General features: G+C 72.3%; 19 protein-coding genes and 1 pseudogene. 10 read left to right on the top strand and 10 right to left on the bottom strand.

Annotated features, from left to right (window positions below; all coding sequences use genetic code 11):
* Window positions 1–13 precede the first annotated feature (13 nt).
* Window positions 14–1186, top strand: a complete 1173-nt coding sequence (locus Adu01nite_RS22195) for a GAF domain-containing sensor histidine kinase (protein ID WP_203728854.1) — start codon at window positions 14–16, stop codon at window positions 1184–1186.
* A 119-nt stretch (window positions 1187–1305) separates the two neighbouring features.
* Window positions 1306–2259, top strand: a complete 954-nt coding sequence (locus Adu01nite_RS22190) for an ABC transporter substrate-binding protein (protein WP_203728853.1) — start codon at window positions 1306–1308, stop codon at window positions 2257–2259.
* Here the strand turns inward: Adu01nite_RS22190 and Adu01nite_RS22185 are convergent.
* A complete protein-coding gene (locus Adu01nite_RS22185) occupies window positions 2256–2876 on the bottom strand; it encodes a TetR/AcrR family transcriptional regulator (protein ID WP_203728852.1) in 621 nt (206 codons plus the stop codon). The two genes, Adu01nite_RS22190 and Adu01nite_RS22185, sit on opposite strands and share 4 nt — an antisense overlap.
* On the bottom strand, window positions 2869–3678 hold the full coding sequence (locus Adu01nite_RS22180) for an alpha/beta fold hydrolase (protein WP_203728851.1): 810 nt from the start codon (window positions 3676–3678) through the stop codon (window positions 2869–2871). Before Adu01nite_RS22180 ends, Adu01nite_RS22185 begins: the two co-directional genes overlap by 8 nt.
* Before the next feature lie 124 nt (window positions 3679–3802).
* On the opposite strand from Adu01nite_RS22180, the gene Adu01nite_RS22175 reads away from it, so the two are divergent.
* Together Adu01nite_RS22175 and Adu01nite_RS22170 are read left to right on the top strand one after the other, a co-directional pair.
* Window positions 3803–5281 (top strand): tetratricopeptide repeat protein, encoded by a 1479-nt coding sequence (locus Adu01nite_RS22175; protein WP_203728850.1) that lies wholly within the window; start codon window positions 3803–3805, stop codon window positions 5279–5281.
* 131 nt (window positions 5282–5412) lie between these two features.
* Window positions 5413–5943: a DUF5134 domain-containing protein gene (locus tag Adu01nite_RS22170; protein WP_203728849.1), complete on the top strand. Its 531-nt coding sequence runs from the start codon at window positions 5413–5415 to the stop codon at window positions 5941–5943.
* Between the two features lie 471 nt (window positions 5944–6414).
* Here the strand turns inward: Adu01nite_RS22170 and Adu01nite_RS22165 are convergent.
* The 5 genes and pseudogenes from Adu01nite_RS22165 to Adu01nite_RS22145 form a co-directional block, all read right to left on the bottom strand.
* Window positions 6415–6702 (bottom strand): annotated as a pseudogene (locus tag Adu01nite_RS22165) (methyl-accepting chemotaxis protein); the annotation flags it as partial.
* A gap of 5 nt (window positions 6703–6707) precedes the next feature.
* Window positions 6708–7739, bottom strand: a complete 1032-nt coding sequence (locus Adu01nite_RS22160; RefSeq protein ID WP_203728848.1) for an MBL fold metallo-hydrolase — start codon at window positions 7737–7739, stop codon at window positions 6708–6710.
* Between the two features lie 192 nt (window positions 7740–7931).
* Window positions 7932–9770 (bottom strand): protein-arginine deiminase family protein, encoded by a 1839-nt coding sequence (locus Adu01nite_RS22155; RefSeq protein WP_203728847.1) that lies wholly within the window; start codon window positions 9768–9770, stop codon window positions 7932–7934.
* A gap of 63 nt (window positions 9771–9833) precedes the next feature.
* Entirely contained in the window at window positions 9834–11021 is a 1188-nt protein-coding gene (locus Adu01nite_RS22150) for a zinc-dependent alcohol dehydrogenase (protein ID WP_203728846.1), read from the bottom strand.
* Window positions 11002–11928, bottom strand: a complete 927-nt coding sequence (locus tag Adu01nite_RS22145) for a LysR family transcriptional regulator (protein ID WP_203728845.1) — start codon at window positions 11926–11928, stop codon at window positions 11002–11004. Before Adu01nite_RS22145 ends, Adu01nite_RS22150 begins: the two co-directional genes overlap by 20 nt.
* Window positions 11929–11943: 15 nt before the next feature.
* On the opposite strand from Adu01nite_RS22145, the gene Adu01nite_RS22140 reads away from it, so the two are divergent.
* The 4 genes from Adu01nite_RS22140 to Adu01nite_RS22125 all read left to right on the top strand — a co-directional run bounded on the left by Adu01nite_RS22140 (window position 11944) and on the right by Adu01nite_RS22125 (window position 16556).
* Window positions 11944–12849 (top strand): LysR family transcriptional regulator, encoded by a 906-nt coding sequence (locus Adu01nite_RS22140; RefSeq protein ID WP_203728844.1) that lies wholly within the window; start codon window positions 11944–11946, stop codon window positions 12847–12849.
* A 95-nt stretch (window positions 12850–12944) separates the two neighbouring features.
* Window positions 12945–14807 (top strand): autotransporter outer membrane beta-barrel domain-containing protein, encoded by a 1863-nt coding sequence (locus Adu01nite_RS22135; protein ID WP_203728843.1) that lies wholly within the window; start codon window positions 12945–12947, stop codon window positions 14805–14807.
* Window positions 14808–14847: 40 nt separating this feature from the next.
* Window positions 14848–15891, top strand: a complete 1044-nt coding sequence (locus Adu01nite_RS22130; RefSeq protein WP_203728842.1) for a hypothetical protein — start codon at window positions 14848–14850, stop codon at window positions 15889–15891.
* Window positions 15892–15932: 41 nt separating this feature from the next.
* On the top strand, window positions 15933–16556 hold the full coding sequence (locus Adu01nite_RS22125) for a maleylpyruvate isomerase N-terminal domain-containing protein (RefSeq protein ID WP_203728841.1): 624 nt from the start codon (window positions 15933–15935) through the stop codon (window positions 16554–16556).
* Window positions 16557–16565: 9 nt separating this feature from the next.
* Here Adu01nite_RS22125 and Adu01nite_RS22120 read toward each other — a convergent pair whose 3' ends face one another.
* From Adu01nite_RS22120 to glpK (Adu01nite_RS22110), 3 genes are read right to left on the bottom strand one after another with little or no spacing between them, the layout of a single operon-like run.
* Window positions 16566–17339, bottom strand: a complete 774-nt coding sequence (locus Adu01nite_RS22120; protein WP_203728840.1) for a DeoR/GlpR family DNA-binding transcription regulator — start codon at window positions 17337–17339, stop codon at window positions 16566–16568.
* A gap of 2 nt (window positions 17340–17341) precedes the next feature.
* Window positions 17342–19039 carry a glycerol-3-phosphate dehydrogenase/oxidase gene (locus tag Adu01nite_RS22115; protein WP_203728839.1) on the bottom strand — a complete coding sequence of 566 codons (1698 nt, stop codon included), beginning with the start codon at window positions 19037–19039 and terminating at the stop codon, window positions 17342–17344.
* A 14-nt stretch (window positions 19040–19053) separates the two neighbouring features.
* Entirely contained in the window at window positions 19054–20532 is a 1479-nt protein-coding gene (gene glpK, locus Adu01nite_RS22110) for a glycerol kinase GlpK (RefSeq protein WP_203728838.1), read from the bottom strand.
* 118 nt (window positions 20533–20650) lie between these two features.
* On the opposite strand from glpK (Adu01nite_RS22110), the gene Adu01nite_RS22105 reads away from it, so the two are divergent.
* A complete protein-coding gene (locus Adu01nite_RS22105) occupies window positions 20651–21418 on the top strand; it encodes an IclR family transcriptional regulator (RefSeq protein ID WP_203728837.1) in 768 nt (255 codons plus the stop codon).
* Complete coding sequence (gene glpK / locus Adu01nite_RS22100) at window positions 21415–22908, top strand: glycerol kinase GlpK (RefSeq protein ID WP_203728836.1); 1494 nt, start codon at window positions 21415–21417, stop codon at window positions 22906–22908. Before Adu01nite_RS22105 ends, glpK (Adu01nite_RS22100) begins: the two co-directional genes overlap by 4 nt.
* Window positions 22909–23002: the final 94 nt, after the last annotated feature.

Raw genomic sequence — 23002 nt, 5'->3', positions numbered from 1 at the left:
GGAGGAACAGAAAATGAGTACGACGGTGATCAGTAAAGCGCAATCCCAGAACGTCGCCGCTGCCCGTTACCGGGCCGCTGTCGCCGACGTTCCCGAGGTCCTGGAGATGGTGGCGGACTTCTGCCGGGCTCCGATGGCCGCGCTCAAGGTCGTCGGCGACACCGAGGCTCACGTGGCGCACGCCGTCGGGATGCCGTCGGTGGGCGACGTGCCCAAGTCCGCCTCGCTGTGCGACATGGTGTCCGAGGCCGACCACGCGGTCGCCGTCGACGACGCCGACCACGACCCGCGGATGTCGGCGCACCCGCTGGTGGCCGGCTCGGCGCACGTCCGGTTCCTGGCCGCGGCGCCGCTGCACTACGACGGGCACATCGTCGGCGCGCTGTGCGTCTTCGACCCGGGCCCCCGGCAGATCGACGCCGAGACCACCACCCGCTTCCTGGAGCGGATCGCCAAGCGGATCGACTCGGAGACCGCCCTGCGGCACCTGCTGACCGAGCAGCAGCCGCTGCCGGTGCCGATCGACCAGGACGAGGTCATCTCGACGATCTCGCACGAGGTCCGCACCCCGCTCACCGTCATCCGCGGTCAGCTGGAGATGCTCACCGAGACCCAGGGCGCCATCAGCCCGGAGTTCACCCGGCACGCCGAGGCCATCCGGCGCAACGCCGACCGGCTCTGCCGCACCGTCGACAACCTGCTGCGCGCCGCCAACCAGCAGCGCCACGCCCCGATCGGCGAACGCAGCGTGATTGATTTGCGTGACGCCATGCGTTCGGTGCTGGCCGAGCTCGGCCCGGTCGCCGGCCGGGTCCTGCTCGACCTTCCGGGCAAGCCGGTGTGGGTCACCGCCGACCAGCGACTGCTCGAGATCGCGGTCGCCCAGCTGGTCGGCAACGCCCTGCACCACGGTGGCCCGTCCGCCCCGGTGGTGCTCTCCGTCGCGGCCGGCCCGCAGCCGACCATCGAGGTCCGTGACCAGGGGCCGGGCCTGGACGAGACCGAGCTGAGCCGGCTCGGCACCGCCTTCTATCGATGCGACAACGCCCGCCGCGAGGAGAAGGCCGGCCTCGGCCTCGGCCTCACCATCAGCCGGCGCATCGTCGAGGCCCAGGGTGCTGCCCTGACCCTGCACAGTGTGCGGGGCTCCGGAGTGGTCGCCCAGGTCACTTTCCCGAGGCAATAAGGGTCACTTAGCGTCATTTCGTCACAACCATTAGCCAAATTGGTAGTTTCGCGGGAGCGAAGATCGGCATAGGGTTCGCCGGGCGCTTGATCGTGCGCCAGCGACATCCAGGAGTGGACATGCGTCGTACCATCGCCGTCTTCGCCGCGCTCGCGACGATGCTCGCATCGTCTGCCTGCACCTCGAAAGCCACCGGCGACAACCAGCCGGCCGGCACCAAGGTCGCCGTCGGGGTCATCGCCATCATCGACGTCGCCCCCATCTATCTGGGCAAGGCCAAGGGCTTCTTCAGCCGTCGCGGCATCGACCTGGAGCTCACCGCCGAACAGGGCGGCGGGCCGATCGTCAAAGGCGTGATCGCCGGCAAATACCAGTTCGGCTTCAGCAACGTGACGTCGCTGATGGCCGCGCAGGCCGACGGCGCGCCGCTCAAGGCCGTGGCCAGCGGCGTCGCCTCCACCGGCCGGTCCGGCCGGGACTTCTCCGCCGTCGTGGTCCGCGACGGCAGCCCGATCCACACCGCCAAAGATCTGGTCGGCAAGAAGATCGGGGTGAACATCCTGAAGAACATCGGCGACACCACCGTGCGGCAGTCGGTGCGCAAGGCCGGCGGCGACGCCACCGGGCTGAAGTTCGAGGCCATCCCGTTCCCGCAGATGGCGGGCGCGCTGCGCTCCGGCAAGGTCGACGCGGCCTGGGTGGTCGAGCCGCAGCTCTCCGAGATCCTCACCTCCGGCGGCAACGTGGTCGCGTCCAATTTCGTCGACACCGCCTCCGACCTGACCGTGGCCCTGTACTTCACCAGCCAGACGACGATCGGGCAGAATCCCAAGCTGGTCGCCGACTTCACCGCGGCGATCCGGGAGTCCCTCGACTACGCGGCCGGGCACCCCGAGGAGGTCCGCGACGTGGTCGGCACCTACACGCCGATCAACGACACGGTCCGGATCAGCATGATCCTGCCGAGCTGGCCCGAGGACATCAACCGGGCCTCGCTGGAGAAGGTCGCCCAGCTCGGCCACAAGGACGGCATCTTCAAGAAGACCCCGGAGATCGACCAGCTGCTGCCCTAGGTCGGGTGGGTGATCGGCCGGTCGTCCTGTTCGTCCTCGGTGGACGTGGGGTGCTCGGCCGATAAGCCGGTGATCAGGGTGTCCAGGAGGAAGCCGAAGCTGCGGTCCACGTCGCGCGGCAGGCCGAAGCCGCCGGCACTCTCCAGGGTGGCGAAACCGTGCAGGGCCGAGCGCAGGACCCGGGCGGCGTCGAGGGCACGGGTGCCGCGCAGGCCGAAGCCGGCCAGAACCGCATACATGATCTGCAGGCCCTCGTTCGCGGCCCGGCGGTCCTCCTCGTCGTCCTCGGCATTGGTCGGTGCCCGGACGGTGGCGGCGTAGCGGCCGGGGTGGTCGACCGCCCAGTGGCGCCAGGCCTCCGCGTACGCCCGGACCGCGTCCGGGCCGGACTTGCCGACGGCGGCCCGGGTCAGGGCGTCGCCGAGCTCGCGCCGGGCCTGGGTGGCGATGCCGCGCTGTAGGGCCTCCAGCGAGGCGACGTGCTTGTAGAGCGACGGCGCCTTCACCCCGACCCGCTCGGCCAGCAGGCCCATGGTCACGCCGGCGAAGCCGATCTCGTCGGCGAGCTCCGCCCCGGCCGCGACGACCGTGGCCGGCGCGAGACCGGCCCTAGGCACGGGCGTTCGCCTGCAGGAAGGCCACCACCAGGGCGGTCACCTCGGCCGGGTGCTGCACGTGCGGGTAGTGACCGGCGCCCTCGATGACCTCCAGGCGGGCCCGGCCGGCCGGCATCTCGGCCACGATCGCCTCGCCCTCCGCCCTCGGGTCGGCCCAGTCCGGGTCCATCGAGCCCTCCACGATCAGGGCCGGGCAGCGCACGTTGGCCAGTTGGGCGCCGGCGTCGGCCGGGGTCGATTTCATCATGCCCTGCAGTGCCTTCATCCGGCCGGGCTCGCGCAGCATGGCCTCGACGTCGGTGGGCGCGCCGGGCCAGCCGGCCAGCGCCAGGTAACTCGTCCAGGACGACAGGCTGCCCATCATCGTGCCGGCCAGCCGGATCGCGCCCTTGCGGTAGCCGGTGTTGCGCAGGTCGCCCAGCTTCACCGCCTGCTTGCGGGTGAACGGCGCCAGCTCCACGATGCCGGTGATCAGCTCGGGGGCCTGGGCGGCCGCGACGGTGGCGGCGCCGCCGGCGATCGAGTGGCCGACCAGCACGGCCGGGCCGCCCAGGTGGCGGATCACCGCGAGCAGGTCACCGGCGATGTCGGTGCGGGTGTAGGACGGCCACCCCACGCTCGACTCGCCGGCCCCGCGCAGGTCGACGGTGGCGACCCGGTAGCCCGCGGCGACCAGCTGCGGCGCGACGAACCGGTAGGCGTCGCGGCCGGTGCCCATGCCGGGGGCCAGGACGACCAGCGGGCCCTCGCCGGTCACGTCGTAGGCGATGGTGCCGGCGTCGACGGTCAGGTGCTCGGTCATGGTGTTCCTCCAGGCTTGGCTAACTCTGATAGCTAAAAGCTAATCCAATTAGCTTTGCTCGTCAAGAGCGTTCTTTTACCCACACGGGATGGCTTGATGAGCGGGCGGCAGGCAGCATGGCGGGGTGCTCGAGTCGCCCGCCTATCCGCAAGCCCGTCAGCAGGCCCAGGCCGCCGCCGATGCCGGTGACCTGGACGGCGCCCGCGTCCTGCTGGAGATCGCCGTCGACGCCGGGCGGCCGCGGCTCGCCGACGGTGACCCGGAGTTACTGGAGACCATGCGCCGGCTCGCCGGGCTGCACCTGCGGGCGGACGACCCGATGGCCGCCCGCCGGCTCCTCGAGGAGGCGCTGGCGGCCGGGCACCGGATGGGCGACACCGACCCGCTGGCCGTGATGCTCGCGCACGACCTGGGCGCGACCGCCGAGCAGCTGGCCAACCGGCACGAGGCGCGCACCCAGTTCGCCCGGGTGGCCGAATTCGGGCCGGCCGCGCTGGGGGAGGACCACTGGGCGGTCACCCGGGCCCGCTCCTACCTCTCCTCGGGCGAGTCGGTGCCGTCCGCGTCGGCGGTCACCGCCCCGGTGTTCACCGCCGCCTCGTTCGCCGAGCCGCCGCCCCTGCCGCCGCCGGCCGGGCCGCCCGTGGCGGTTCCGCCGCTGCCCGGGCCGCCCGTGGCGGTTCCGCCGCTGCCTGGACCGGCTGTTGCGGTTCCGCCGTTGCCCGGGCCGGCTGTTGCGGTGCCGCCGTTGCCCGGGCCGGCTTTTGCGGTGCCGCCGTTGCCCGGGCCGGTGGCGTCGCCGGCCGCCGAGTCTCCGTCGGGTGAGCCGTGGTCGGCGTCGGTGGATCCGGCCTGGTCCGTGTCGGGCGCGTCCTGGCCGGCCGCCGCGCCGCCGGTCGAGGGCGGGACGGCGGCGGGCGGCCGGGTCTGGCTGCCGTGGGTGCTTTCCGGGCTCGCCGTCGTCGTGGTGCTCGTGGTCATCGCGGTGGTGCTGCGGCCCGTGCTCTCGGACACGCCGGCCGCGCTGACCGCGACCTCGGCGCCGGGAGCCGCCGCGACGCTGCCTGCCTCGCGCGGTCTCGGCGCGGCGCCGGCGCCCTCCAGCGTGGCCGCTTCGGTCTCGGCGCCGGCCTCGAAAGCCGCGTCCGCCTCGCCGACACCGACGCCGGCCTCGCCCAAGCCGAGCCGGACCAGTGCGGCGGCCACGGTGCGGACCCGGATCGCCTCGCCCGCCAACGGCAGCACCGTGCCGTGGCCGTTCGACGCGAAGTTCACCGTGTCCACGGCGGACGTCGCCGCCACCTCGACCGTGGTCGCGCTGTCGGTCTGCGTGGCCGGCCTCTGCTACCTCGACGGCAAGCTCGACATCATCTCGGGGCAGGCCGCGCCGTACACGATCCATCTCGGCTCGACCAAGCCGGAAGGCACCGGCGTCGCCTGGCAGGTGCGGCTCGACCGGCTCGCCGAGTCGTCCTACGACAAGCTGGTCAAGGACCGCAACGCGGCGATCGCCGACGGCTCGTGGGGCGACACCGCAAGCACCCCGAAGAGTGCCCTCAACAGCACCCCGCTCAGCACGGTGACGGTCACGAAGCAGCCGTGATCCGGCCGTCCGTCATCGTGCCGTTCGTGGCGGGTTCCGCCGGGTGATCACCCGAATTCGGGAGTGACCGCTTGATCGCTTCTCGCCTAGCGTGAGGTGATCAAGCGGCGGCGCGGGAGGACATCCGACGAATGATCGGGCTCGAGTCACTGCGATGGATCTTGACGCTGGCGTTCGGCGGGGCGGCCGCCTTTCACCTGGTGCGGTGGCTGCGGCGGGCCGAACCCCGGCATGAGGACGCGTTGCACCTGCTCATGGGGCTGTCGATGATCGTGATGATCTGGCCCTGGGGCGATGCCGTGCCGGAGAGTGCGTGGATCACCATGTTCACCCTGTCGGCGGGGTGGTTCCTGGCCCGGGCGGTCGCGTCGGCCCGGCGGATGGTGCCGTTGTTCTTCGCCAGCGCGATGAGCGCGATGGTGTGGATGAGCGCGGCCGCCCCGACCGGCGGTCACGCACACCTGCATCCGATGGGCCGCAACTGGGTGAGCGCCGGTCTGGGCGGTTACCTGGTCGCCGCGTCGGTGTGGTGGCTGGTCCGCGGCATGCGCCTCGGCCGGCTGTCGCCGACCGGCGCCGACCTGCGCCCGGTCGATTGGCCGGCCCTGTGCCACGGAACGATGAGCGCCGGCATGGGCCTGGCCCTGCTGGCGATGGCCTGACCACAGAGCCGCTGACCAGGCCCGACGTGCCACGAAGCGACTCGGCGGCCGCTGGGCCCCGGGAGCGGAGGCCGCCGGCCGCCTGGCCCGATTTCCTTGATTGCGGGGTCTGCGCGCGGGTCAGGATTTCGAATTTCTTGATGTCGGGGCCTCGGGTGTGCGACGAGAGCCCGCTTCCCTGGATCTCGGCCGCCGCCGCCGGCTGCCGGGGCGAGGCCCCAACTTCCGCGAAGTCGATAGCTCCGGATCCGGCCGATCTTTTGAGCAACCGCCTGACCTGCGCGCCGCAGGCGCCCCGCCGGCCAACACCGTCGGGTCGACGTTCACCAACTCCCTCCACCGTGGAAGTCCAAGGTTGGTTGAAGCGGAAGCGGCAGGGCGTGCGGCGGGATGCGAAAGCGCGGCCGGCGGAGGTGGAAGCCGAGGGCTGGTGGGAAAGCGAGGCCTGGCGGCAGTGGAAGCGGGGGCTGGTCAGAAGCGGAAGCGGGCGACCAGGGTGCTCAGGTCGCCGGACATGCGGGCCAGCTCGCTCGACGCCTCCTGGGTGTCGGCCACGCCCTGGCTGGTGTCCTGGGCGGCCTGGGCCACGCCGGTGATCTTCTGGGCGATCTCGTTCGTGCCGGCGGCGGCCTCGTTGACGCTGCGGCTCATCTCGGCGGTGGTGGCGGTCTGTTCCTCGACGGCCGAGGCGATCGTCGTCTGGAAGTCGCTGATCCGGGCGATCACGTCGGAGATCTCCTCGATCGCGGTGACCGATCCTCAAATCATACTTTTTGCCATACGCCGGGAGTGCCGGGCAGGCACTTGAGGGTGCCGGTGGCGGCGAGATGGTGCAGGTGGGCGAGGGTTTCGGCGAGCGCCATCCGGCGCAGCATGCCGTGCAGCGCGTCCCAGCCCCGCGACCAGGTCAGGCACGCGGCCACCGCCCAGCCGGTCGGCTCGTCGAGCGACTCGACCGCCCGCAGGATCTCCGCCTCCCGCGCCTCGTGGTGCTCGACCAGCTCCCGGACCCGCGCGTCGATGCCGCGAAACCGGTACTCATGGGCCGGCAACGCCTCCTCCGCGCCGAAGCCGGCCGTCCGGGACAGCGACGCCAGGTAGTCGCCGAGCGGGTCACCCTCCGAGGTCGGCAGCACGGCAACGTTCGGGCTGATCCGCGGCAGCAGATGGTCGCCGGTCAGCAGAACCCCGGCCTCGGCGTCGTGCAGGCACAGGTGACCCGGCGTGTGCCCGGGCGTCCACACCGCCCGGACTCGCCGCCCGGCCAGCGGCAACAGGTCACCGTCGTTGATCTCCCGATCGGGCTCGGGCATCTCCAGCAGCGCGGCCAGCCGATCAGGGCGCACCCCCAAAAGATCAACTTCTTCCGGGGGTACGCCCTGGAAGCGCAACCAGTCCGGATCGATGCCCGGATGCCGGCCACGCCAGGCCCGGGTCGGCAGGGTGGCCGCCTCGGCCGGATGCATGCCGATCCAGGCGCCGGACTCGCCGCGCAGCCAGCCGGTCATCCCGTGGTGGTCGGGGTGCACGTGGGTGACCACGATGCCGGTCACGTCGGCGAGGTTCGCGCCGGCCGCGGCGAGCCCGGCGGTCAGTGCCGCCCGGGCCTCGCCGCTGTCCCAGCCCGGGTCGACGACGACCAGGCCGTCGTCGTCGGGGATGGCGTAGCTGAGCGTGTAGCGCATCGGGTTGTGCGGGATGGGCACCGGGATCGACCAGACGCCCGGGCGGGGTTCCTCGACCGGCGGCAGAACCCGCCGCCGCCAGGCTTCCGCCTGCGCGATACCGGTGATCATTCGCGCCCCACCCCCCTTGACGGGTCTGTCCTGTCGATCACGCGGGCCGCGGCGTGGCCCAGCCGCCGGCCGGACGCATGCCGGAATCACCCAGATCCGGGCAATGCCGGTGCATCCGGGCGACACCCGGACCTCGCCTCGCTCCTGTGCGGTCGGCAGGACAGACCTGTGCCAATTACTGAACGATGACCGTCAGGGTATCGCGCGGAACGTGTTGGTCGCGCAGTGGATTTCGCCCTCGGACACGTGTTCCGAGGTCAGATCGTCGACGAAGGTGACCCGGTAGCCGAGCCCGCCCAGCGCCGCGGTGGTGGCCGAGGCGAAGATGTCCCGCCCGCCGGCCCGCGGCCCGAACGGTTTCGGCGCCACATACCGGTTGCCTCCGGCCAGCAGGCCGTTGATCGGGTTCGGGGTCTCCGCACTGGCCTTGCGGCGGGCGGCCAGCCCGGCCAGCTCCGCGTCCTTGTCCGGGCCGGGCGGCATCTCGTCGATCTCGCCGACGACGAGGACGTAGTCCATCCCGCGGGCGGTGTAGAGCATCGGAACCCGGACGATGCGCGAGGCGGGCAGACCCAGCACGGCGAGCGCGGCGTCGATCTTCGCGGCGGCCTGCCGGTTGGTGTCGACGAACTGCTCATCGGCCCGGAACTCACCGACCGTGCGCTGGTCGACAAGGATGTCGGCGCCATCGAGCTCGGGCAGGCCGGGGTGCATCGGCGCCGACGCGGGCAGGCCCTTGAGCATGCCGAGCCCCGCCATCGGATCAGCCACGATCGCCTTCCAGTCGCCGGAAGAGCCGCCGCCGGAACTGCCGGACGTGCCGCCGGAAGTGCCGCCGGGGGAGCCGCCGGGGGAGCCGCCCGGAGAGCTGCCGGGAGAGCCGGCGGCGACCGGGACGAACTGGATGAACTCGTCGACGTGGCCGACCGAGAGCCAGGACGTGTCCACCGTGATCACCGGCTGCGCGCCCTGCGACCGGAAGAACGTCAGCAGCTCCGGTGACGGCGTTCCGCCGACCACGATCCGGCCGTCCGGCACCGTCTCCACGTTGCCCATCGAGTCGTACGTGTTGTTGTCGTCGATCCCGTCGACCGGCACCGCCGCGAGATGCACCACCCCGACGTCGCGCCCGCGCAGGTCGGTGAACGCGATCCGGGCCGACTGCCGGTGCGCCTGGTTGGCCGAGAGCACCAGCACTCGCATGGCATGCCCGGCCATCACCTGGTAGCCGGGCTCGAAGAAGTCCTGCACCCAGTCGTCGCCGACGGCGGTGTCGAACCGCGACAACGGCACCCCGGCCGGCAGCACCGCGGCGGTCGCGTCCCGCCAGGCCCGGCCGACGGCGTCGTCGGTGGCCGCGGTCAGCACCCGTTCGAGCCGCTGGGTGTTGAGCTGGGTGCGCACGGGCGCCGCGTGCAGGCGTACCTCAGCAACTCTGGTCCTGTCACCGGCCGTCACCCGCAGGGTGACCGACGCGGAGCCGTCCCAGACCGCCCGGTCCCGCACCACGTCCCGGCCCTCCAGACCCAGCTGGACGCCGTTGCGCAGCTCGGCCGCGGACAGCGTGGTCGCCACCTGCCACCGCGCGCGCTTCACGAACAGCCGCACGTTGCCGCTGGTGATCAGCTTCGCGGTGGCACCGGCCGGCACGCCGGGCCAGGACGCGGTCAGCCGGGCCAGGTCCTGCTCGTCGGCCGCGCCGTCGACCACCTCGTCGGCGGCGTCGTTGCAGGCCGCCATCTGCCGGTCGGCAAGATTCTGCTCGGCGCGGTGGGCCTGCCGCTGGGCCAGGGTCGGCTCGTCGATCTGGTGGAACTTCTGGTCGCTCACGTCCTCTCCGGCCACCGCGGCCGTGGTGATCTTTCGGGCCGATGCGGCGCACCGGCCCGTGTCGTCGTCGATGTTGGCCAGGAACACCCCGCCACCGGTCACCACCTTGAGGGCGGGCCCGGCCGTCTCCCCGGCGTAGGCGTTCAGCGGGACCACGGCGAGCAGAGCCGCGGCCGGGATCAGAAGAAGTCTTCGTCGCATGGCCGCCGATGCTCGCGGCCGCTTGTCAGGAACCGATCAGCTTGCCGTCGTCATCCAGTGTGGTCAGGCCACCAGTGGTAGGTCCGGGTTGGGCCGCAACGCCACCTTGACCGCGCCGGCCCGCGGCCCGGCCGCCGCCGTGTCCAGACCCGTCCGCCACTCCGGCAACCCGAAGGTGTGGGTGACCACCCCGTCCACCGGGTAGGCCGGATCGGCCAGCCACTCCACGATCTGCGCCATCGTGGTGCGCCCGCCCAGCGACTCCTCCGGGCCCGAGTTGACCGTTCCCTGCACGGTGAGCTGCCTGTTCCACACGAGTGACCAGTCGACTCGCTGTCTCCCCGCGCCGCCGACGAGGACCATCATGCCGGTCGGCCGCAGCAGATGAAGTGCCACATCGATGGTCTGTGGATAACCCACGCAGTCGAAGACCACGTCCACTCCCTGCTCCAGGATCGGGGTCCTGGTCAGCCGCGGGCGGATCACCCGGCCGCCGTGCAGCTCGGCCAGTTGCTCGACGACGTGCGGGCCGGAGTCGAGGGCCCGGTCGGCGCCGGTGCTCTCCCGCTGGGCGCCCGGCCCGATCACGGTGATGTCCAGGCCCGGGTGCAGCCGGCGGAGCGCGGCCACGGTGAGCAGCCCGATCGTGCCCGGCCCGATGACCACGGCCCGGTCGCCGGTGCGGCGCCAGCGCAGGGCCGCGTGCAGCGCGATCGACGCCGGTTCGGCCAGCACCGCCCGCCGGGACGGGGTCGCGCCGACCGGGTGCAGCTGGGAGCGGTGGGCGACGACGTACTCGCCCCAGCCGCCGCCGAGCGCGGCGTCGAAACCCTGCGTCGGTGACTGGCAGCCGGTCACGCCCGGCTGGTCGAAGCGTTCGCAGACGTACGGGTGACCGTCGCGGCACGACCGGCACGGGTCGAACCCGCGGTGCACGCAGGAGATCACCGGATCCAGCGCGAAACGGTCCCCGGTCGCGTCGTCGACCGCGACGATCTCGTGCCCGAGGATCTGCCGGCGGGCCGCGTAGAACGCGCTCAGCACCACCGACGACCTGGCCCGCGCGACCGCGACGTCGCTGCCGCAGATGCCGGCCAGCTCCGGCCGCAGCAGCAGCCAGCCGGGCGCGTCCGGCAGCGCCGGCTCCGGCACGTCGTCGCGCAGCGACAGCATCCGCGCCGCCCGGCGGGTGGCCGGCACCGCGCTGAGCAGGTAGCGCGGCACGGACAGATCAGCGAGAACGGCGCGCATCAGTCCCCCTAAGACTCACGATCAGATCGCGTAACCAGGTCAGGGCCGGGTCGTCGGCGCGGGCCGGATGCCAGTGCGCGGCCTCGATGAGTTCCGGCGGCGGGAACGGCACCTCGGCGATCGCCAGGCCGAGCTGGTCGCGGCAGCGCTGCGCCAGCCGGTGCGGCACGAACGCGCACAGGTCGGTGCCGGCCACCGCGACCGGCAGCGGCAGCAGCGCCTGCACGGTCACCTCGACGTGCCGGCGCACGCCCAGCTCGGTCAGCAGCCGGTCGGCCGGGGTGCCGTCCATGCCGCCGCTGCCCAGCGCCGCGTGGCTCATCTCGCCCAGGTCGGCCAGGGTGAGCCGGCCGTCGCGCAGCCGCGGATGCCCGGCCGCGACGATGCAGACGAAGTGGTCGCGGAACACCACCGTGCGCCGCCCGGGCAGGCCGTAGCCGAGCGGGCCCACCATCAGGTCGCAGCGGGCGAGATGGCTGGGCAGGTCGCTGCCGGCCGGCGGCAACGGTTCCAGGTCGACCACCACCCGCGGCGCCACCGCGGCCAGGGCGCCCAGCAGCGGTTCGGCGAGGACGGTGACCGCGTAGTCGGAGAGGGCCACGGTGAAGTGCCGGGAGCTGGTGGCCGGGTCGAAGTCGGTGCGATGGCCGAGGGCCACCTCGGCGGCGGCCAGAGCCTGGCGGACGGCCGGGAGCAGCTCGGCGCCGAGCGGCGTCAGGTCGTAGCCGCGGCCGGTGCGGTGCAGCAACTCGTCGCCGAAGTGACCGCGCAACCGGGCCAGCGCCGCGCTCATCGCGGGCTGGCTCATGTTGACCCGCTCGCCGGCCCGGGTCACGTTGCGCTCCTCAAGGAGGGCGGCCAGCGCCACGGCCAGGTTGAGATCGACACTCGTCCCGGTGAGGCGCATGGGACACACTAAGTCGTGGCTCTCGGCGCGGTCGACCTCAACCTGCTGGTCGCCCTGCGCGCCCTGCTCGAGGAGGAGAACGTCACCCGGGCCGGCGAGCGCGTCGACATGGGCCAGCCGGCGATGAGCGCGGCGCTGGCCCGGCTACGGCGGCACTTCGGCGACGAGCTGCTCGTGCGGGTGGGCCGGGATTTCGAGCTGACCCCGTTCGCCCGGTCGCTGCTGCCGCAGGTGCGCGCGTCGGTGCGGCTGCTCGGCGACGCGATGCGGGTCAACGACGGGTTCGACCCGGCCACCAGCACCCGGTCGTTCACCGTCACGCTCAGCGACTACGCCCTGGCCGTGCTGCACGAGCCGGTGCGGCGGCGGGTCAAGGCGGTCGCGCCCGGGGTGCGGCTCGCGTTCACCGAGCTCGCCGACGACCTGCTCGGCTCGGAGCGGGCACTGTTGCGACAGGACCTGCTGATCGGGCCGCCGGGCTACGGATTCGCCGGCCGGCATCTCGAGTTGTTCCGGGACCGTCTGGTGTGCGTGGCCGACGCCACCAACCCGTACCTTCTGGGAGGGTTTCTGAGTCTCGGCGCTTTTCGCCGGATGCCGCACGCCGTCGCGGTCTTCCGCGGCGGCATCCCGACCCCGGCCGACCGGGCCGTCGCCGAGCTGGGGATCGAGCGGCGGGTCAGCATCCGGGTGCACGGGTTCCTGCCGCTGCTGTTCGCGGTGCCCGGCACCGACGCGGTCGCGGTGGTGCCGGAGCGGATCGCCCGCCGGTTCGCCGGGCCCGATCTGCTCGTGGTGGAGCCGCCGTTCCCGCCGACCGAGATGACCGAGGCCGCGTGGTGGCACTCGGCCCGGCAGGACGATCCGGCGCACGCCTGGCTGCGGTCGCTGCTGCGCGAGGTGGCGGCCGAACTCGGGTAACCATCGGCGCGGCGCATCCCTGGTATGCCAACGGCGTATTTCCGCCGTGTTACGTGCCCTTGTTTAGCTGCCTGCAGCCACGCAAGGGAGCGTTCATGTCATTCAAGCAGCGCACTGCCGTCCTGGCCTTCGCCCTCGCCATACCCCTGGTCCTCACCACGGCCGGCCCGGCCGTCGCCGATTCCACCCGCAGGACCGTCGGCGCCGGCGAGACCTGGGTGGTCGCGTCCACCACCCGCCTCTCCGCGCTGACCCTCGCGGCCGGCGGGACGATCGCCGCGCCCGCCGGCGACGTCCTCACGTTGACCGTCAACGGCGTCGAGCAGGGCTCGAAGCTCACCGCCACCGGCGGCACCACCACCGCGATCGTGCCCGGCACCTACCGCGGCGACGTGGTCGTCTCGGTCACCGAGGCGCACGACGTGTCGTTCGGCGGGCTGACCTTCCCGTTCCGGCAGGCACTGTTCGTCGGGCCCACCGGGGTCGTCGAGGCCAGGTCGGTGCGGGCCGCCCTCCTGCCCGGCGGTCGCATCGTCTCCACCGGCGAGGCCTTCAACGGCGTCTACGTCGACGGCGCGACCTACACGCTGAAGAACCCGCGGATCAGTCTCAAGGGCAACGGCCGGAACGACTTCGTGGGGTACGGGGCGGCGGTCGTCGCCAACTCCGGGGCCCGTCTCACCGTCGACGGCGCGGTGATCGACAACCAGGGGGCGGTGCGCACCGGCGTCGTGGCCGACGGCGGCAGCACCGTGGTGGTCAAGAACTCCCGCATCCACACCGCCGACGGGGTGCTGCCCGCCGACTACGTGTCCACCGTCGACACCTCGCTGATGGAGGACGTGCCGTGGATGCTCGGGCTCTCCGGCAACGCCCGGGCCACCAACCTGCTCGGTAACGGGACCAGGGCCGCCTACGTCAACTCGGCGATCTCGTCGCAAGGGTGGGGCGTGCTGTCCACCGACAACGGGCAGAACACCCAGCTCGCGTCGATCAACAGCTCGGTCCGGATCACCGGCAAGGACGGCTACGGCTCGTACGCCATCGGCAACGCGACCGAGCGGTTCCTCGGGTCGGACCTGGACGTCGCCACCTACGCCGCGATCAACCGGGGCGGGTCGCTCTATTACGGCGACAGCTCCACGGCGGCCGTCTCGTCGGTCAACTCGTCACTCGCCCTCGGCCTGAGCGCGTCGGAGCTGGCCGGGCTGGCGCCGCGGCGGACGACCATCGACTCCGGCAAGTGGGGCATCATGTGGCACGGCGCCGGGACCGTGGACGTCAGCGGCGGCACCGTGATCAACACCAAGCGGGCCACCTTCCTCGACAAGGGCCAGCAGGTCGGCATCACCGTCGACGGGTCGCAGGGCGCGAAGCTCAACCCGGCCGACGGCGTACTCCTGCAAATGATCGAGGACGATGACCCGGGGCCGCAGATGGTCGACGGCAAACTGGTCAACAGCGGCGTCTACACCGAGCCCACCGGCGTGCCGGCCAAGGCCGCGACGTTCGACGTGGCCGCGGCGCACGGCACCGATGCGGTCGCCACGTTCACCGACATCGCGCTCAAGGGTGACTTCTACAACGCGATCCGGGGCAGCGCCGGCAACGGCAAGAACCTGGTGCTCAACCTCGACGGCGGCAGCCTGGCCGGTGCGGTCACCTCGGCCACCTCCCGGCACCGGGTCACCACCATCACCTCGGCGAACTACCAGGAGCTGGGTGTCGTCACCAACACGCCGGGTGCGGCGGTCAACAACGGGGTCATCGTGTCGCTGACCGGCGGCGCCGACTGGACCGTCACCGGGACGTCGTACCTCACGAAATTGACCCTGGGAGCCGGCTCGGCAATCACCGCGCCGCGCGGCAAACACCTGGTCGTGACGGTTGATGGCGTTCCCGCCGTGCCGACGGCCGGGGGCACCTACACCGGCGCGGTCGTTCTCGGCATCCGATAGCGCTCCGTCGTCGGCCAGGCATCGTTGTAGGCTCCGCGCCATGTTTTCGTCAGACCCGGATGCCGAACTGCGGAGCCTGGCCGACGACTCCGGCTTTCCGCACCGCGACGCCGCCCGGCACGCGGTGCGGTTCCGGGAGAGCGGTGACATCGCCGCCCTGGTCGCCGTGCTGGACGACCAGCACCCGTGCGGCACGACCGAGATGCTGTTCGCGATGGCCTGCTCGCAGCGGCCCTGGTTGAACTGGGTGCCGATGCCGACCGAGGCCCTCTGCAACGTGGCCAACGAGGTCGGCCGGCGGCGCGCCGAGGGGGAGGAGCTCACCCTCACCGGCCTGGCCGTCTCGGCGGCCGAACCGCCCAGCGCCACCGTCGCCTGCCGGCGTGTCGTCGGCCCGGTCGACGTCGCGATCGAGGAGTTCCCGTCGCCGGACATCCGGGTCGCGGTGCGCCCGGTCCGTTACCGTGCGTGGCGCTACGACGGGGTCCATCCGGTGCCGGTGGTCGCGGCGCCGTCCGCCGAGGCGGTCCGGGTGCTGCACGAGGTGGCCGGCGAGCCGTGGCCGTCCCCGCTCTCCGGCTTCCTGCAGGCCGAGCCGCTCGGCAAGCTGCCGATCGACGACCTGCTGGGGCTGCTCGCCCACCTGCCGCAGGCGCCGGACACGCCGCGCTGGGCGCACCTGGCCACGACCACCCCGACCTACTGGTTCCGGCTGATGCAGCCGTGGGTGTGCCTGGCCCTGCTCCGGCACGGCGACGAGGGCCGCGAGGCGCTCGCCGACCTGGCCTTCGGCGCCGAGGACTGGGTTTCCGACGCGGCCCTGTTCGCCCTGGTCACCACCGCCTACCGGGAGCCGGGGCGGCGGGCCGAGGTGCACGATCTGGTGCGGGCCCGGCTGGACGCCGCGATGGCGGCGCCGCGGGTGGTCACCATCGAGGAATCCCTCGCCCAGCTGATGCTGATCACCCCGGGGTGTACGCCCGGCGACCGCACCCTGGCCACGGCGGTCCTGACCCGCGCCGACGAGCCGCCGCCGGACGAGCCGGAACCCCCGAAGCGCCGCTGGTGGCAGCGCCGCCGCTGATGGGGGATTCGCCGGGGCCCATTCCCCGGTACAGTCGCGCGATGACGCTCGACGATCGCCTCGCGGCGCTGGATGAGCTGTGGTCGGTCTGGGCCGCCATCGGGGCGAACCTCACCGACGCGGAATGGCACTGCGACACCCGCCTCGACGGCTGGGACGTGCGTGCGCTGTGGGCACATGCGGCCGGCTGGCCGTTCGGCTTCTCGATGCTCGTCGGCCGGGTCACCGACGACAAACCGACCCACCCGGTGGCGGCCGACCTGCTGCGCGAGTTCAACGAACCGGGCGGCATCGCCAACTCGTCCCGTGACCAGGTGGCCGCCGCGGCCCGCGACGACGCCGCGAAATACACCATCGAGCAGCTGGTCGGGCAGTTCGCCGGCACCGGGCCGGAGGCGATCACCGCCGCCCGCTACCTCGGGCCGGTCACCGTCGACTACTTCGGGCGGGCGGTGCTGCCGCTGGCCGAGGCGGTGAGCATCGGCGTGGTCGAGGCGACCGTGCACCTGCTCGACGTCCAGCGCGCTCTGGGGCGTACCCCCGACGTGCCGGAAGCCGGACTCGCGCACACGGCCGAGGTGATCGCCCAGATCGCCTCGCCGATCGATTTCATCGAGGCCGCCACCGGGCGGGCCTCGACCGATCTGTTCCCGGTGATGTCCTGAGACCGGGTTTCACGTCACCTCGGTGATGATCAGGTGGCCGACCCGCTGCCGCAGTGCGGAGCGGCCCGGCTGGCTCAGGCCGGCGTCGGTGACCAGCACGTCCGCGCCGTCCAGCGGGGCGATCACGGCGGCGCTGTGCACGCCCCACTTGCCGTGGTCGGCCAGCACCACCACCCGGCGGGCGGTCGCGATCAGCGCGGCGCTGATGCGCGCCTCGGCCGGATCGGGCGTGGTGAAGCCGGAGCGGGCCGCCATGCCGTAGACGCTGAGGAACACCACGTCCAGGTTGAGCCCGGCCGCGGTCCGCTCGGCGACCGGGCCGGCCAGCGCGCCCGACCGGGTGCGGACCCCGCCGAGCAGCACCACCGTCTGATCGGGCAGGCCGTCGTGGTGGAACGCGTCGGCGATGCCGATCGTGTTGGTCACCACGGTCAGGCCGGGCACCTCCAGCAGCTCCCGGGCCAGCAGCATGGTGGTGCTGCCGGCCAGGATGCCGATCGCCTCGGCCGGCCGCACCAGGGCGGCGGCGGTGCGGGCGATCGCCGCCTTCTCCCGGCGACGGGCTTGACCCGGCCCGGCGGCGAGGGCCGGGCCGGGAGTCAGCGCCATCGCCCCGCCGCGCACCCGCGCGACGAGACCCCGCTCGGCCAGCGCCTCGACGTCGCGCCGCGCGGTCACCCCGGAGACGCCGAGGCGGGTGCCCAGATCGGTGATCCGGGCACCGCCGGTGCGGTTGATCTCCGCGAGGATCTCGGCCTGCCGCTGTTGCGCCTCGGCGTACATCTCTAGGACACCGTTGCGGCCAGTCGCGTCGCGTCCGCGCTCAGATCGTCCGGCTGCTCCTGGGCGGCCCGCTCGGCCGCCACCCGGGACTCGTAGTTGCCGATCTCCCGGGCCACGTCGGCGGCGGACCAGCCGAGCGGTCCGGCGATCAGCTGGGCGGCGCTCCGGGCGGCGGTCACCCCGCGGTCCGGGGTCTCGATGGAGATCCGGGTACGCCTCGTGAGCACGTCGTCCAGGTGCCGCGCGCCCTCGTGGCTCGCCGCGTAGACCACCTCGGCGCGCAGGTAGTCGGGGGCGCCGTCGAGCGGCTCGCGCAGCGACGGGTCGCTCTCGATCAGGGCGAGGACCTCGTCGATCAGCGTCCCGTACCGCTTGAGCAGGTGTTCGATGCGGCTCACGTGCAGCCCCGCCCGGCGGGCCAGCTGGGCGCGCCGGTTCCAGGCGGCCCGGTAGCCCTCCGCACCGAGCAGCGGCACCTGCTCGGTGCAGGAGGCCGGCACCCGCGTGTCCAGTTCGCGGACCGCGGCGTCGACGGCGTCCTTGGCCATCACCCGGTACGTCGTGTACTTACCGCCGGCCACCAGCACCAGACCGGGCGCGAGGGTGTCGACGGCGTGCTCGCGGGACAGCTTCGCGGTGATCGCGGCGTCGGCCGACAGCAGCGGCCGCAGCCCGGCGTAGACACCCTGCACGTCGTCCCTGGTCAGCGGGGTGGCCAGCGACTTGTTCACCTCGTCGAGCAGGTAGTCGACGTCGTGCGCGGACGCCGCCGGGTGCGCCTTGTCGAGGTTCCACGGGGTGTCGGTGGTGCCGATGATCCAGTGCCGGTCCCACGGGATCACGAACAGCACGCTGGTGGGGGTACGCAGGATCATGCCGGTCCGCCCGGCGATCTTCTCGCGCGGCACGACCAGGTGGATGCCCTTCGAAGCGGTGATCTTGAACTGGCCGCGCTCGCCCTTCATCAGCGACTGGATGTCGCTCGTCCACACCCCGGTCGCGTTGATCACCGTGCGGGCGCGGATCTCCAGCTCGGCGCCGGTCTCGGCGTCGCGGGCGCGGACCCCGACGACCCGGCGGCCCTCCCGGAGAAAACCGATGACCTCGGTACGGGCGGCGACCTGCGCGCCGTACGCGGCGGCCGTGCGGACCAGGAACATCGTGTGCCGGGCGTCGTCGACCTGGGCGTCGTAGTAGCGGATCGCGCCGACCAGCGACTCCGGCCGCAGCGCCGGGAACGCGCGCAGCGCCTCGGTGCGCGACAGGTGCCGATGGCGGGGGAGGCCCGCCCCCCAGCCGGAGAGCGCCAGGGTGTCGTAGAGGGCGACGCCGGCCCCGGCGTACAGCCGCTCCCAGGCGCGATGCCGCAAGGGATAAAGAAACGGCACCGGGCGTACGAGGTGCGGAGCGAGCCGCTGGACCAGCAGGCCCCGCTCCCGCAACGCCTCGCGGACCAGGCCGAAGTCGAGCATCTCCAGGTAGCGCAGGCCACCGTGGATCAGTTTGCTGGACCGGCTCGACGTGCCGCTGGCGAAGTCACGGGCCTCGACCAGGCCGACACTCAGCCCCCGGGTGGCGGCGTCGAGGGCCGCCCCCGCACCGACCACGCCCCCGCCCACCACCAGCACGTCGAGTTCGTCGGTGGTCATGGCGAGAAGGGCGGCGGCGCGCGACGACGATGAGATAACCCCGGTGTTCATGAGACGTCCTTTCGTCAGCCGACGCTGACCCAGTCGAGGGTGCGGTCGATGGCCGCTCGCCAGCGGGTGGTTCCTTCGGTGCGCCGCTCGTCGGACCAGGACGGCTGCCAGCGCCGGTCCTCCCGCCAGTTGGCGCGCAGCTCGTCCTGCGACGTCCAGAAGCCGACCGCCAGCCCGGCCGCGTAGGCGGCGCCGAGCGCGGTGGTCTCGGCGACCGCGGGCCGGCTCACCGGCACGCCGAGGATGTCGGCCTGCAGCTGCATGCAGAGCGCGTTCGAGGTGACCCCGCCGTCCACCTTCAGGCAGTCGAGGTCGGTGCCGGAGTCCTTGGCCATCGCGACCATGACGTCGCGGGTCTGGTAGCAGATCGCCTCGAGCGCGGCCCGGGTGATGTGCGCCGCGGTGTGGTAGCGGGACAGCCCGACGATGGCGGCCCGCGCGTCCGGCCGCCAGTACGGCGCGAACAGCCCGGAGAACGCCGGTACGAAGCAGACGCCCTCGCTGTCGTCGACCTGCGCGGCCAGCTCCTCGCTCGCGCCGGCCGAGTCGATCACGCCGAGCTGGTCGCGCAGCCACTGCACGGCCGAGCCGGTGGCCGCGACCGAGCCCTCCAGGGCGTAGATCGGTGCGCCGGTGCCGAATCGGTAGGCGACCGTGGTGAGCAGGCCGTGCGTCGAGCGGACCGGCGTCGTACCCGTATTGAGCAGGACGAAGTTGCCGGTGCCGTAGGTGCACTTGGCCTCGCCGGGCGCGAAACACGTCTGCCCGAACAGGGCGGCCTGCTGGTCGCCGATCGCCGCGGCGATCGGCACGCCCGGCAGGACCGCCTCGGCGTGGCCGTAGATCTCGGCCGACGACCGGATCTCCGGCAGCATCGGCCGCGGGATCCGGAACAGCGCCAGCAGCTCGTCGTCCCAGTCGAGGGTGGTGAGGTTCATCAGCATGGTGCGGCTGGCGTTGGTGACGTCGGTCAGGTGCCGGCCGCCGCTCAGGTTCCAGATCAGCCAGCTGTCCATCGTCCCGAACAGCACCTCGCCCTTCTCGGCGCGCTCGCGCAGGCCGGGGACGTTGTCGAGCATCCAGGTGACCTTGGTGGCGGAGAAGTAGGTGGCCGGCGGCAGGCCGGTCTTCTCGCTGATCAGGTCGGCGTCCAGCCGCGGGATCATCTGAGCGGTCCGGGTGTCCTGCCAGACGATCACGTGGTGGCAGGGCCGGCCGGTCTCCCGGTCCCAGATCAGCGCGCTCTCGCGCTGGTTGGTGATGCCGATGGCGGCCAGGTCGGCCGCGCCCAGCCCGGTGTCGGCGAGGGCCACGTCGATCGTCTTGAGGGTGTTCTCCCAGATCTCTTCCGCGTCGTGCTCGACCATCCCGGCGCCGGGCAGGATCTGCCGGTGCTCCATCTGGTGCCGGCCGATCTCGTGGCCGGCCCGGTCGAAGATCATGAATCGCGTACTGGTCGTGCCCTGGTCGATCGCCCCGACGTAGTCCGCCACATCGCCTCCCTTTAACTCGCGTCCGGAACGCTAGGAAGGGCCGAAGGTCCGGTCAACGCCGGGCGTGCGACAATGTCGCACGTTGTCCGAGTGCCAATAAGTGGGCTACTCTCGCGCGGTGCCCGGGATGATCCAGTCCATCGAGCGGTCGTCGGCCGTGTTACGGCTGCTCGCGGCCGGTCCCGACCGACTGCGCGTCAAGGAGATCGCCGACGCGCTGGGGCTGCCCAAGTCGACCGCGCACGGCATCCTGCGCACCCTCGAACACGTCGGCTTCGTCGAACAGGACCCGCGCACCACCCGGTACCGGCTCGGGCGCGGGCTGCTCGACCTCGGCGGCGCCGGGATGGACGTCAACGAGCTGCGCTCGCGGGCCCTCGACTGGGCGGATGCCCTGGCTGCCCGCAGCGTCGAAGCGGTCCGGATCGGGGTCCTCGACCCCAGCGGGGTCCGGGTGATCCACCACGTCTTCCGGCCCGACGACACCACCCAGGCGATGGACGTCGGGCTTGTCATTCCGGCGCACGCGACATCGATGGGCAAAGTCCTTCTTGCGTACGACGTACTGGCCGCCGACGCGGTGGGGCGGGGCGGGCTCGACGCGTACACCCGGAAGACCGTGACCACCCCGCGAGAGCTGGCCAGAGATCTCGCCGAGATCCGCGCTCAGGGCTGGGGTTGTGCGGTGGAGGAATGGGAGCCGGGGCGGGCCGGGATCGCGGCGCCGATGCGGATCTACGGCGGGCTCGTGGTCGGGGCGATCGGCGTCTACGGGCCGGTCGAGCGGATCTGCGACAGCCGCTTGCGGCCCCGGACGGCGCTCGTCGAGCAGGTGTGCGCGACCGCGCGGGCCGTTTCCCGTGATCTGACCGGGCCGCGCTCGTGACCTCTTCTCTCCGGGAGCGCTACGTCCTCGCCATCGATCAGGGCACCACGTCCACCCGGTGCATTCTCTTCGACCGGCGCGCGACCGTGGTGGCGGTGGCCCGGGCCGAGCACCCGCAGTCGTATCCGCGGCCCGGCTGGGTCGAGCACGACGCCGCCCGGATCTGGCGGGACACCCAGCGGCTGATCAAACGGGCGATCCGCGAGGCCGGGATCGAATCCTCGCAGGTGGCCGCGATCGGGATCGCCAACCAGCGGGAGACCGCGGTGGTGTGGGACCGGGAGACCGGGGTGCCGGTGGCGCCGGCGATCAACTGGCAGGACACCCGGACCGCCGCCTTCGTCGAGACCCTGGACGCCGCGTTCGTCCAGGAGCGGACCGGGCTGCCGCCGGCCACCTACTTCTCGGCCGGCAAGGTGAAGTGGCTGCTCGACAACGTGCCCGGGCTGCGCGCGCGGGCGGAGAAAGGCGAGGTGCTGTTCGGGACGATGGACAGCTGGCTGATCTGGAACCTGACCGGCCGGCGACACCACCTCACCGACGTCACCAACGCCAGCCGCACCATGCTGATGGACCTCACGAAGCTTGCCTGGGACCCCGCACTTCTGGATGTGTGCACGATCCCACAAGCCATGCTGCCGGAGATCCGTTCGTCGTCGGAGATCTACGGGACCGCCGAGGCCGTGCTGCCGGGCGTCCCGATCGCCGCCGCCATCGGCGATCAACAGGCCGCACTTTTCGGGCAGACCTGCTTCGCGCCCGGCGACGCCAAGTGCACCTACGGCACCGGCGGCTTCCTGCTCATGAACACCGGTTCCACCCCCGTGCGCTCGACCCACGGCCTGCTCACCACCGTCGGTTACCGGATCGGGTCGGAGCCGGTCGCCTACGCGCTCGAGGGTTCCATCGCCATCGCCGGTTCGCTCGTCCAGTGGGTCCGCGACGGCCTCGGCCTGATCGCGACCGCCTCCGAGATCGAGACGCTGGCCGGAACGGTCACCGACAACGGCGGCTGCTACATCGTGCCGGCTTTCTCCGGCCTGTTCGCCCCGCACTGGCGCAGCGAGGCGAGAGGCGTGATCGTCGGCCTGACCTCCTACATCACCAAGGGCCACCTGGCCCGCGCGGTGCTGGAGGCAACGGGTTGGCAGACCCGCGAGGTGGTGGACGCGATGAACGCCGACTCCGGCCTGGCCCTGACCGGCCTGAACGTGGACGGCGGCATGACCGCCGACAACATGCTGATGCAGATCGTCGCCGACGTGCTCGAGGTCCCGGTGGTCCGCCCGATGGTGGCCGAGACGGTTTCGCTGGGCGCGGCATACGCGGCAGGCCTTGCCGTCGGCTACTGGTCCGATTTGCAGGACCTACGCAACAACCGGCACCGGGCCGGCCGCTGGCTCCCAGCAATGAACGACGAACGACGCGCCACCGAATACCGAAAGTGGAAGCGCGCCGTCGACTGCGCCGTACTGTTCAGCACTGACTGACCGGCCTGCTTGCGCCCGGCCTGCTCGCGCCCGGCCTGCTCGCGCCCGGCCTGCTCGCGCCCGGCCTGCTCGCGCCCGGCCTGCTCGCGCCCGG

The sequence above is a fragment of the Paractinoplanes durhamensis genome, assembly GCF_016862175.1.
GTDB classification, from domain to species: domain Bacteria; phylum Actinomycetota; class Actinomycetes; order Mycobacteriales; family Micromonosporaceae; genus Actinoplanes; species Actinoplanes durhamensis.
This window is presented reverse-complemented; position numbering and strand designations above follow the sequence as displayed.